The 11,819-nt window shown below is 70.3% G+C and carries 9 protein-coding genes and 1 tRNA gene; 8 read left to right on the forward strand and 2 right to left on the reverse strand.

Annotation, left to right across the window (positions count from 1 at the left end; translation table 11 throughout):
* Positions 1-46: 46 nt before the first annotated feature.
* Entirely contained in the window at positions 47-2,734 is a 2,688-nt protein-coding gene (gene polA, locus ACZ55U_RS24845) for a DNA polymerase I (protein ID WP_465529086.1), read from the reverse strand.
* A 223-nt stretch (positions 2,735-2,957) separates the two neighbouring features.
* On the opposite strand from polA, the gene ACZ55U_RS24850 reads away from it, so the two are divergent.
* From ACZ55U_RS24850 to ACZ55U_RS24875, 6 genes are all read left to right on the forward strand, one after another.
* Positions 2,958-3,434, forward strand: a complete 477-nt coding sequence (locus ACZ55U_RS24850) for a PaaI family thioesterase (protein ID WP_465529070.1) — start codon at positions 2,958-2,960, stop codon at positions 3,432-3,434.
* A gap of 704 nt (positions 3,435-4,138) precedes the next feature.
* Positions 4,139-5,362, forward strand: coding sequence for a branched-chain amino acid ABC transporter substrate-binding protein (locus tag ACZ55U_RS24855; RefSeq protein ID WP_465529072.1), 1,224 nt, complete (start codon positions 4,139-4,141; stop codon positions 5,360-5,362).
* Between the two features lie 145 nt (positions 5,363-5,507).
* Positions 5,508-6,437 carry a branched-chain amino acid ABC transporter permease gene (locus ACZ55U_RS24860; protein WP_380660567.1) on the forward strand — a complete coding sequence of 310 codons (930 nt, stop codon included), beginning with the start codon at positions 5,508-5,510 and terminating at the stop codon, positions 6,435-6,437.
* Between the two features lie 5 nt (positions 6,438-6,442).
* Positions 6,443-8,368: a branched-chain amino acid ABC transporter permease gene (locus ACZ55U_RS24865; protein WP_465529074.1), complete on the forward strand. Its 1,926-nt coding sequence runs from the start codon at positions 6,443-6,445 to the stop codon at positions 8,366-8,368.
* Positions 8,369-8,376: 8 nt separating this feature from the next.
* Positions 8,377-9,186 (forward strand): ABC transporter ATP-binding protein, encoded by an 810-nt coding sequence (locus ACZ55U_RS24870; protein WP_465529088.1) that lies wholly within the window; start codon positions 8,377-8,379, stop codon positions 9,184-9,186.
* Entirely contained in the window at positions 9,183-9,899 is a 717-nt protein-coding gene (locus tag ACZ55U_RS24875) for an ABC transporter ATP-binding protein (protein ID WP_465529076.1), read from the forward strand. Before ACZ55U_RS24870 ends, ACZ55U_RS24875 begins: the two co-directional genes overlap by 4 nt.
* Before the next feature lie 73 nt (positions 9,900-9,972).
* Here the strand turns inward: ACZ55U_RS24875 and ACZ55U_RS24880 are convergent, their stop codons facing one another.
* On the reverse strand, positions 9,973-10,629 hold the full coding sequence (locus ACZ55U_RS24880; RefSeq protein ID WP_465529078.1) for an ANTAR domain-containing response regulator: 657 nt from the start codon (positions 10,627-10,629) through the stop codon (positions 9,973-9,975).
* Positions 10,630-10,729: 100 nt separating this feature from the next.
* On the opposite strand from ACZ55U_RS24880, the gene ACZ55U_RS24885 reads away from it, so the two are divergent.
* Both ACZ55U_RS24885 and ACZ55U_RS24890 read left to right on the forward strand, forming a co-directional pair.
* Positions 10,730-10,802 (forward strand) — tRNA-Leu (locus tag ACZ55U_RS24885).
* A 119-nt stretch (positions 10,803-10,921) separates the two neighbouring features.
* Positions 10,922-11,695 carry a transcriptional regulator gene (locus ACZ55U_RS24890; protein WP_465529080.1) on the forward strand — a complete coding sequence of 258 codons (774 nt, stop codon included), beginning with the start codon at positions 10,922-10,924 and terminating at the stop codon, positions 11,693-11,695.
* Positions 11,696-11,819: the final 124 nt, after the last annotated feature.

Raw genomic sequence — 11,819 nt, forward strand, 5'->3', positions numbered from 1 at the left:
GGGGCCGGGCGCGCGGAGGCGCGTCCGGGCCCGCCCCGGGGGGGTGTCAGTGCGCCGCCGCCTCCCAGTCGGGGCCGACGCCGACGGAGACGTCCAGCGGGGCGCGCAGCGGGTAGGCGCCGGCCATCTGCTCGCGGACGAGGGCCTCGACCTGCTCGCGCTCGCCCGGGGCCAGCTCCAGCACGATTTCGTCGTGCACCTGGAGCAGCATCCGGGAGGTGAGGCCGGCCGCGCGCAGTGCCTCGTCCACCCGGAGCATGGCGATCTTGACGATGTCGGCGGCCGAGCCCTGGATGGGGGCGTTGAGGGCCATCCGCTCGGCCATCTCGCGGCGCTGGCGGTTGTCGCTGTTGAGGTCCGGCAGGTACCGGCGGCGGCCGAGCAGCGTCTCGGTGTAGCCCGTCGCCCGCGCCTCCTCGACGACCCGGTGCAGGTAGTCCCGCACGCCGCCGAAGCGCTCGAAGTAGGTGTCCATCAGGCCCTGGGCCTCGCCGGGCTTGATGCCGAGCTGCTGCGAGAGCCCGTAGGCGGACAGCCCGTACGCCAGGCCGTAGGACATCGCCTTGATCTTGCGGCGCATCTCGGCGTCCACCGCGGTGCCCGGGACCTCGAAGACCTGGGAGGCCACGGTGGTGTGCAGGTCCTCGCCGGAGAGGAAGGCCTCGATCAGCGCCTCGTCCTCGGACAGGTGCGCCATGATCCGCAGTTCGATCTGCGAGTAGTCGGCGGTGAGCAGCGACTCGTAGCCCGGGCCGACCACGAAGGCGCGGCGGATCGCCCGGCCCTCCTCGGTGCGGACCGGGATGTTCTGCAGGTTCGGGTCCTGCGAGGAGAGCCGGCCGGTGGCGGCGACCATCTGGTTGAAGGTGGTGTGGATGCGGCCCTCGGGCGAGACCGTCTTGAGCAGGCCCTCGACGGTGGTGCGCAGCTTGGCCTGGTCGCGGTGGCGCAGCAGGATGACCGGCAGTTCGTTGTCCGTCTGGGTGGCGAGCCAGCTGAGCGCGTCGGCGTCGGTGGTGTAGCCGGTCTTGATCTTCTTCGTCTTGGGGAGGGCGAGTTCGCCGAAGAGGATCTCCTGGAGCTGCTTGGGCGAGCCGAGGTTGAACTCGTGCCCGGCGGCGGCGTGCGCCTCCTCGACCACGCGCTGGATCTCGGCGGCGAACTGGGCCTCCAGGCCGGTGAGCCACTCGCGGTCGGCGGCGATGCCGTAGCGCTCCATCCGGGCCAGCAGGGCGGCGATCGGCAGTTCCATGTCGTGCATCAGCCCGGCGGCGCCGACCTCGGCGAGGCGGGTGTCGAAGAGCGCGGCGAGGTCGAGGACGGCGCGGGCTTCGAGCATCAGTGCCTGGGCGTGCGCGGTCGGGTCCTCCTCCGGTGCGTCGAAGGCGAGTTGGCCGGTCTCGGTGGCGGGGGCCGGGGTGAGCGAGCGGGCCAGGTACTCCTCGGCGAGCACCTCCAGGGTGAAGGTGCGGCGGCCGGGCTTCTCCAGGTAGGCGGCGAGCGCGGTGTCGGCGACGACCCCGGCGATGGTCCAGCCGCGCTCGGCGAAGGCGCGCATGACCTGCTTGGCGATGTGCAGGGCCTTGGGGGCGGCGGGGTCGGCGAGCCAGTCGGCGAAGGCCCGCTCGTCCTCCTCGGCGAGCAGCGCCGGGTCGAACCAGGCCGCGGACTCCCCGGCGGCGAGGGCGACTTCGCTGACCTCGCCGGTGCCGAGCGCCCACTGGTAGACGGCGGCCAGGGCGACGGTGGTCTTGCCGTCGGCGGCGTGCTCGGCCAGCCAGGCGACCAGGGTGCCCGGGTCTGTGAGGAGTTCGCCGTCGACCTCGACGCCGGGGGCCAGTTCGGCCTCCGCGGCGTCGGCGCCGGCGGAGGGGTCGACGGCGAAGACGCGGTCGCGGAAGTTGGCGTTGCGGAACTCCAGCGACTCCATCAGGGTGCCGACGGCCTCCCTGTCGAACGGCCTGCGCTCCAGGTCGGTGACGCCGAGCGGGAGTTCGACGTCACGGACCAGCTCGGTGAGCACCCGGTTGCGCTTGACCGAGTCGAGGTGGTCGCGCAGCTTCTCGCCGATCTTGCCCTTCACCTCGTCGGCGCGGGTGACGAGTTCGTCGAAGGAGCCGAACTGGTTGACCCACTTGGCGGCGGTCTTCTCGCCGACGCCGGGGATGCCGGGCAGGTTGTCGGACGGGTCCCCGCGCAGCGCGGCGAGGTCCGGGTACTGGCGCGGGGTGACGCCGTACTTCTCGGTGACCTTCTCCGGGGTGTAGCGGGTGAGCTCGGAGACGCCCTTGGTGGGGTAGAGCACGGTGACGTGCTCGGTGACCAGCTGGAGGGAGTCGCGGTCGCCGGTGACGATGTCGACGTCGTAGCCGGCCGCCTCGGCGGCGGTGGCCAGGGTGGCGATGATGTCGTCGGCCTCGAAGCCCTCGGCCGTCAGCCGGGGGATGTGCATGGCGTCGAGCAGTTCGCCGATCAGGGCGACCTGGCTGCGGAACTCGTCCGGCGTCTTGGCCCGGTTGGCCTTGTAGTCGGGGAACTCGACGGAGCGGAACGTCTGCCGGGAGAGGTCGAAGGCGACGGCGAGGTGGGTGGGCTGTTCGTCGCGGACGGTGTTGGCGAGCATCGAGGCGAAGCCGTAGACCGCGTTGGTGGGCTGGCCGGTGGAGGTGTTGAAGTTCTCCACGGGCAGGGCGTAGAAGGCCCGGTAGGCCATCGAGTGCCCGTCGAGCAGCATCAGCCGGGGCCGCCGGCCGGCCCCGCCGCCACCCGTCGCGCCCTTGTCCGTACTCTGCGTAGCCACGTCAACGTCCGTTCCTGCCGATTCCACTACCGGCCACCGATCCTATGGCCCGGCACCGACAAAAGGGACGCCGCGCCGGTTCGGCCGAAGCTGTTACCTACCAGTAGGACGGTCGTACGATCACAGGCGGCAGATCCCCGAGCGGCAGGAGCTCCCCATGACCGACGCGGCCCCCGGCACCGCCCCCGGCACCGCCCCCGTCCTGAACGTCCCGCAGGACGTGCTGGACCACTTCGCCAAGCTCGGCGTGAACGCGGAGACCTTCTCCGGCGGCCACCTCGGCGAGAAGCTCGGCCTCCGGATCGTCGAGGCCTCCGGCGACCGGGTGGTCGGCACCATGCCGGTGGAGGGCAACCAGCAGCCGTACGGCCTGCTGCACGGCGGCGCGTCCGCGGCGCTGGCCGAGACGCTGGGCTCGATCGGGGCGATGCTGCACGCCGGCCCCGGCCGGTACGCGGTCGGCGTGGACCTCAACGCCACCCACCACCGCTCGGCCACCTCCGGACTGGTGACCGGGGTGGCGACGGCCGTGTTCAAGGGCCGCACCGCCGCCACCTACGAGATCGCGATCACCGACGACACCGGCCGGCGGATCACCAGCTGCCGGCTGACCTGCATGCTGCGCGACCTCTGAGGGGCCCCGCACCCAGTAGCTCCACAACGCCCCCACGGCGTCCGCGAGTTCACCACCGACGACATCAAGTCCCTTTCGCGCCCCCTTGTTTGACCATCCGCCGCCCTGGGCAGGCGTGGTCTGGACAAGGGGGCGTCGACATGCCCGGCCGAGACCGGCCACCACCGGCCACGGCCAGCCATCACCGGCCATCACCGGCCACCACCGGCCACGGCCGGCCACCACCGGGCGCCCGCCGCGAGGCGTGGGCCGCCAACGAGAACCCGCGCATGTAACGCTTCGTAACAAGTAGGAAATCCGATCAATTACCCCTCCCAAGGTTCACAGGAGCCCCGGGAGGACCTCGCCGCGCCCTCACTGTCCGAAATTCGGACACGCAAGACCGAAGCCAGGGCATCGGACACCAGCGTCCGATAGTCGGAGCTGCCAGCTGCAACCCCTATTTCTGGGCCTTACATCGCCCTGTCGGCACTCCAGAAGCCGACAACAACAGGTTCGATCGAGCCAGAACGACCGTATGCTGAGACAAATAATCCGTGTGCTCATAACAAGAGAATCACAGCCTGGTCGCACCACTGCCCGAGCCGCCCAGTGACATCTAGAGTCACGGCCAGTCACCGCGCCATTCGATTGGGCCCGGCCCTCCGCGCACTCCGGCTCCCGCCATTCAGGCGCGGGCGCCTCCTGAACCGAAGGGGACCCTCGTGCGTCATCGTTCAGCACTTGTCGTGAGCATTGCCGTGATCGGCGCTCTCACCCTCAGCGCCTGCGGCTCCCGCGGAGAGAAGAAGAGCGGCGACGGCGGCAACGCCGACTCCGGCACGACCACCGTCGTCATCGGCGTCGACGCCCCGCTCACCGGCGACCTCTCCGCCCTCGGACTCGGCATCCGCAACTCCGTCGACCTCGCGATCAAGCAGGCCAACGACACCAAAGAGGTCCCCGGCGTCAAGTTCGAGATCAAGGCCCTCGACGACACCGGCAAGCCCGCCCCCGGCCAGCAGAACGCCACCCAGCTCGTCGGCGACCCCAAGGTCCTCGGCGTCGTCGGCCCCCTCAACACCAGCGTGGCGCAGTCGATGCAGCAGATCTTCGACGACGCCAAACTGGTCGAGATCTCCCCCGCCAACACCGGCGTCGACCTCACCCAGGGCGAGAAGTGGGCCAGCGGCGTGAAGAAGCGCCCCTTCAAGTCCTACTTCCGCACCGCCGCCACCGACGCCGTCCAGGGCCCCTTCGCCGCCCAGTTCCTCTACAACGACGCCAAGAAGACCAAGGTCTTCCTCATCGACGACCAGAAGGCCTACGGCGCGGGCCTGGCCGCCACCTTCAAGGGCGAGTTCACCAAGCTCGGCGGCACCCTCGTCGGCGAGGAACACGTCAACCCCGACGACCGCGACTTCGCCGCCATCGTCACCAAGGTCAGGAGCTCCGGCGCCGAAGCCGTCTACTACGGCGGCGAGTACCCCGCCGCCGGCCCGCTCTCCCTCCAGCTCAAGGAGGCGAACGTCGCCATCCCCCTGATGGGCGGCGACGGCATGCAGAGCGGCGACTACCTCAAGCTCAACCCCAAGAGCCAGGGCGACTACGCCACCGCCGTCGGCCTGCCCATCGAAAGCCTCGACACCGCCAAGAAGTTCATCGACGACTACAAGAAGGCCGGCTACAAGGACGCCTACGAGACCTACGGCGGCTACTCCTACGACAGCGCCTGGGCCATCATCCAGGCGGTCAAGGCCGCCAAGGCCGGCGGCAAGGAGCTCACCCGGGAGAACGTCCGCGACGCCGTCCAGAAGGTCTCCTTCGCCGGCGTCACCGGCACCGTCTCCTTCGACGAGTTCGGCGACACCACCAACAAGCAACTCACCGTCTACACCGCCAAGGACGGCAAGTGGGCCGTGGAGAAGTCCGGCACCTTCAAGGGCTGACGCCACCTGACGCCACCTCACGACCGGCTCCGGCAGCGCCAGTTCACCACCACCACACGCGCGCGGGGGCGCCACGAGTGCCCCCGCGCGCACCCACATCCACCACCCACGCGGACACCCCCGAACGCACTACGGAGGCCCAGCGGTGCACGACCTACCGCAGCAGCTGGCCAACGGCCTGATCCTCGGAGCCCTCTACGGGCTCGTCGCGATCGGCTACACGATGGTCTACGGCATCGTCCAGCTCATCAACTTCGCCCACGGCGAGATCGTCATGGTCGGCGGCTTCGGCGCCCTGACCGCCTACCTCGCCCTCCCCGGCGGCACCACCCTGTGGCTGGCCCTGCCGCTCATGCTGATCGCCGGCATCCTGGTCTCCACCCTCACCGCCGTCGCCGCCGAGCGCTTCGCCTACCGCCCCCTGCGTAACGCCCCCCGGCTCGCCCCGCTGATCACCGCGATCGGGCTGTCCATCCTCCTCCAGCAACTGGTCTTCTCCTTCTACCCCGACGCCAAGAAGGCCAGGGTCTTCCCCAAACTCCCCGGAGACCCGTTCAGCCTCGGCTCCGTCACCATCCAGCGCAGCGACCTCTTCCTGATCATCGCCGCCCCGCTGTGCATGCTCGCCCTCGGCTGGTTCGTCACCCGCACCCGCTCCGGACGCGCCATGCAGGCCACCAGCCAGGACCCCGACACCGCCAAGCTGATGGGCATCGACACCGACCGCATCATCGTCATGGCCTTCGCCATCGGCGCCGCGTTCGCCGCCGTCGCCGCCGTCGCCTACGGACTGCGCAGCGGCCAGGTCGACTTCCGGATGGGCTTCATCCTCGGCCTCAAGGCCTTCACCGCCGCCGTCCTCGGCGGCATCGGCAACATCTACGGCGCCATGCTCGGCGGCCTCGCCCTCGGCCTCGCCGAAGCCCTCGCCACCGGCTACATCCAGCACCTGCCCGGCATGCACCTCTTCGGAGGCGGCGCCTGGAAGGACGTCTGGGCCTTCGTACTCCTCATCCTCGTGCTCCTGATCCGGCCCCAGGGCCTGCTCGGCGAGCGCGTCGCGGACAGGGCGTGACCACCATGACCACCACCGAAACCACCCCGGTCATCCCGCTGCCCGCCCGCGCCGCGGCAACCCTCACCGGACTCGGCGCCCTCGCCACCGCCGCCTCCGCCGCCCTGTCCTGGACCTGGACCTCCGACTTCCCCGGCGACCTCACCTACGACGGCTCCCCCGCCGGCCTCCAGTGGCTCGCCCTCGCCGCCGGCCTCCTCACCCTCCTCCTGCTGCTCGGCGCCCAGGGCGTCCCCGGCCTGCGCTGGACCACCCCCACCCGCAGCAACAACGCCGTCCTCTACGCCGCCACCGGCGCCCTCGCCGTCGCCGCCTACTCCGTCACCGCCATCGCCGCCGAACTCGGCGGCCTCGCCAACCTCGAACCCGGCGGCTGGATCCTCGCCGCGGGCGGCCTCCTCAGCCTCCTCGGCGCCCTCGGCCTGCCCCTCGACCGCCGCACCGCCGTCCCGCTGCGCCTCCTCGACAACCGGCTCTTCCTGCTCGTCCCCGCCGCCCCGCTCGTCTGGTTCGGCGCCCACGCCATCCCCGACGACAAGCCCGTCGCCCCCGTCATGACCGCCCTGGCCGCCGGCCTCGCCATCGCGGCCGGCGCCGTCCTGCTGCTCCAGCTCGGCCACCTCGCCAACACCGCGCTGCGCCTGGGCCGCACCGACCGCCCGCTCGCCGCCCCCCGGGCACTCCCCTCCTGGCTCGAAGTCCTCCTGATCGTCCTCGCCTTCGGGCTCGGACTCTTCGCGATCACCTTCGGCATCGACACCGAGTACGGCGAACTCTTCACCGGCTACCTGCTGTTCGTCGCCCTCGCCGCCCCCGCCCTCGCCCGGTCCGGCCTGATCGCCCGGCTGCGCGCCCTGACCGTCAAGCACCGCCCGGTCACCACCGGCGCCGCCTTCGCCGCCGCCGCGAGCTTCCCCTTCACCCAGACCAGCGACCAGTACACCTCCGTCGCCACCAACATCCTGATCTTCGCCACCGTCGCCCTCGGCCTCAACATCGTCGTCGGCCTGGCCGGCCTGCTCGACCTCGGGTACGTCGCCTTCCTCGGCGTGGGCGCCTACGCCGCCGCCCTGGTCTCCGGCTCCCCCGCCTCCCCCATCCACGTCCAGTTCCCGTTCTGGGCCGCGATGCTCACCGGCGCCGTCGTCTCCATGGTCTTCGGCGTCCTGATCGGCGCCCCCACCCTGCGCCTGCGCGGCGACTACCTCGCCATCGTCACCCTCGGCTTCGGCGAGATCTTCCGCATCACCATGCTCAACCTCAACGGCACCACCGGCCCCAAGGTCACCAACGGCTCCAACGGCATCCCGCGCATCCCCGACCTGGAGATCCTCGGCTTCGACCTCGGCAGCCCGCACACCGTCCTCGGCGTCGAACTCGGCCGCTTCTCCAACTACTACCTGCTGATGCTGCTGGTCACCGCCCTCGTCGTCCTGGTCTTCGCCCGGGTCGGCAACTCCCGCATCGGCCGCGCCTGGGTCGCCATCCGCGAGGACGAGACCGCCGCCGAAGCCATGGGCATCAACGGCTTCCGCCTCAAGCTCCTCGCCTTCGCCCTGGGTGCCCTGCTCGCCGGCCTGGCCGGCACCGTCCAGGCCCACGTCAGCTACACCGTCACCCCCGACCAGTACACCTTCGCCGAAGCCCTCCCCCCGAACTCCGCCTTCCTGCTCGCCGCCGTCATCCTCGGCGGCATGGGCACCATCAGCGGCCCGCTGGCCGGCGCCACCCTGCTCTTCCTCATCCCGAAGAAGCTCGAATTCCTCGCCGACTACCAGCTCCTCGCCTTCGGCGCCGCCCTCATCATCCTGATGCGCGTGCGCCCCGAAGGCCTCATCCCCAACCGCCGCCGACAGCTGGAGTTCCACGAGGCCGCCGTCCCGGCCCAGAACACCGGCGAGCCGACCGCACTCACCAAGGCAGGGGCGTGACCCACCCGATGACCACCACCGCCGCACCCCTGCTCGAAGTCACCGGCGTCACCATGCGCTTCGGCGGCCTCACCGCCGTCAACGACGTCTCCCTCACCGTCGGCGAAGGCGAGATCATCGGTCTCATCGGCCCCAACGGCGCCGGCAAGACCACCTTCTTCAACTGCCTCACCGGCCTGTACGTCCCCACCGAGGGCACCGTCCGCTACCGCGGCACCCTGCTGCCCCCCAAGCCCCACCTGGTCACCCAGGCCGGCATCGCCCGCACCTTCCAGAACATCCGGCTCTTCGCCAACATGACCGTCCTGGAGAACGTCCTCGTCGGCCGGCACACCCGCACCAAGGAGGGCGTCTTCTCCGCCATCCTGCGCGGCCCCGGCTACCACCGCGCCGAAGCCCTGGGCCGCGAGAAGGCCATGGAGCTCCTGGAGTTCACCGGCCTCGCCCCGAAGGCCGACCACCTCGCCCGCAACCTCCCCTACGGCGAGCAGCGCAAGCTGGAGATCGCCCGCGCCCTCGCCTCCGAACCCGGCCTGCTGCTCCTCGACGAGCCCACCGCCGGCATGAACCCCCAGGAGACCCGGGCCGCCGAGGAACTCGTCTTCGCGATCCGCGACAAGGGCGTCTCCGTCCTCGTCATCGAGCACGACATGCGCTTCATCTTCAACCTCTGCGACCGCACCGCGGTGCTCGTCCAGGGCCAGAAGATCGTCGAGGGCGACCGCGAGACCGTCCAGAGCGACGAACGCGTCATCACCGCCTACCTGGGCGCCCCGCTCGAAGGCACCACCCCGGCCGTTACGGAGTCCGACCAGTGACCGCACTTCTCGAAGTTCAGGACCTCCGCGTCGCCTACGGCAAGATCGAGGCCGTCAAGGGCATCGGCTTCACCGTCGAACAGGGCGAGGTCACCACCCTCATCGGCACCAACGGCGCCGGCAAGACCACCACCCTGCGCACCCTGTCCGGCCTGCTCAAGCCCACCGCCGGACGCATCACCTTCGACGGCCGGGACCTCTCCGCCGTCCCCGCCCACAAGATCGTCGCCCTCGGCCTCGCCCACTCCCCCGAGGGGCGGCACATCTTCCCCCGGATGACCATCGAGGAGAACCTCCTCCTCGGCGCCTTCCTGCGCAACGACGCCCCCGGCATCGCCGCGGACGTCGAGCGGGCCTACGGCCTGTTCCCCATCCTCGGCGAACGCCGCCGGCAGGCGGCGGGCACCCTCTCCGGCGGCGAACAGCAGATGCTCGCGATGGGGCGCGCGCTGATGTCCCGGCCGAAGCTGCTCATGCTGGACGAGCCCTCGATGGGACTCTCGCCGCTGATGATGCAGAAGATCATGTCCACCATCGTCGAACTGAAGTCGACCGGTACGACCATCCTCCTGGTCGAACAGAACGCCCAGGCGGCCCTCTCGCTCTCCGACCGCGGCTACGTCATGGAGACCGGCCGCGTCGTCCTCTCCGGGACGGGCGCCGACCTGCTCCACGACGAGTCCGTCCGCAAGGCCTACCTCGGCGAGGACTGAGCCCGTACACATGCGGAAGGGCCCGGCAGAAACGTTCTGCCGGGCCCTTCGCACGCCCTGGTCGGACCACGGACTATTCGGACTTGCCCTCTTCCGCCTTCTTGCGGTCCTGGGCCTCGCCCTCCTCGATGACCGCCTCGGCCACCGCCGCCATCGTCATCCGCCGGTCCATCGAGGTCTTCTGGATCCACCGGAACGCGGCCGGCTCGTTCAGCCCGAACTTGGTCTGGAGCACGCCCTTCGCCCGGTCCACCAGCTTCCGCGTCTCCAGCCGCTGGCTGAGGTCCCCGATCTCCTTCTCCAGCGCCCGCATCTCCGCGTACCGGGACACCGCCATCTCGATCGCCGGCACCAGGTCCGCCTTCGAGAACGGCTTGACGATGTACGCCATCGCCCCGGCGTCCCGCGCCCGGTCCACCAGCTCCCGCTGCGAGAACGCCGTCAGCATCAGCACCGGCGCCAGGTGCTTCTCGTGGATCTGCTCGGCGGCGGAGAGCCCGTCGAGGATCGGCATCTTCACGTCGAAGATCGCCAGGTCCGGCTTCAGCTCCTCCACGAGCCGCACCGCCGTCTCCCCGTCCCCGGCCTCCCCGACGACGGTGTACCCCTCCTCCTCCAGCATCTCCTTCAGATCGAGACGGATCAGCGCCTCGTCCTCGGCGATCACGATCCGGGTGATCTGGGGCGTATCGGTCTCAAGCGGCTGCGCCTGCTCGTCGGCGGTGCTCACGGGGCTCCTAGTTCCGGCGGGGTACTGCATGCACGAGGGTACCGAGACACGGTATGTTTGAGACCAGCGGGTCCGAAGTTCAACCTTCGAATCCATGGGCGCCCCGGTAGCCCAGCGGGAGAGGCGATGGTCTCAAACACCATACAGCGTGGGTTCGAATCCCACCCGGGGCACTTTTCCTTCGATTCTTAAGCCACTTAGGGCAACCTGATGGTTGGGGATCTTCATTACTTCGGATGAAGATCTCGGCATTCGCTAGATCCATCCACGCGATTCGCACACGCTCGGTCGCATGTACGACATGGCCGCGCGCCAACGAGCACTCGATCTGCACGCCGCTGGGCTGACCTTCAGCCAGGTCAGCCGCGCGACCGGGATATCCCGCTACGCGATCCGTGAGTGGGCATCCGGTGCCGTCCCCGGCCCGCGCATGACGGCCGAATGCCCGGTTCGCGGCGGCCGGCTCGATCCCTCGCGCACGCCGGCCGACTACGCCTACCTACTCGGCCTCTATCTCGGCGACGGCTGCATCAGCGAGGGCCGCCGCAAGGTCTACGCCCTTCGCGTCGCCTGCTGCGGCACTTGGCCCGGTCTCATCGACGAGTGCGCGCGGGCCGTCGCCGCCGTCATGCCTCACAACAAGGTCAACCGTGTGAAGGCGCCCGGCTGCGTCAGCGTCGTCAGCACCAGCAAGCACTGGCCCTGCCTCTTTCCCCAGCACGGCCCCGGGCCGAAGCACCTGCGGCGGATTTCTCTCGCGCCCTGGCAGCAGGAGCTCGTGGACGCCCACCCCTGGGAGTTCCTGCGCGGCCTGATCCACTCCGACGGCTGCCGCATCACCAACTGGACGATCCGACCGGTCGGCGGCGTCATGAAGCGCTACGAGTACCCGCGCTACTTCTTCACCAACACCTCGGCCGACATCGTCGGCCTCTTCACCGCCACCCTCGACGCCGTGGGCGTCCGCTGGAAGCACGCCTCCCGGTCGAACGGCGGCTTCAACATCTCCGTCGCCCGCAAGGACGACGTCGCCCTCATGGACGCCCACATCGGCCCCAAGCACTGACGGCGGCGGGGGGGGGGGGGGGGGGGGGGGGGGGGGGGGGGGGGGGGGGGGAAGGGGGAGGGCTGGTTGGGGGGGGGGGGGGGGGGGGGGGGACGGGCAGGGTGAAAAGAGAGGGGATGGGGGA

It is taken from the genome of Kitasatospora sp. NPDC034533 (genome assembly GCF_055575155.1).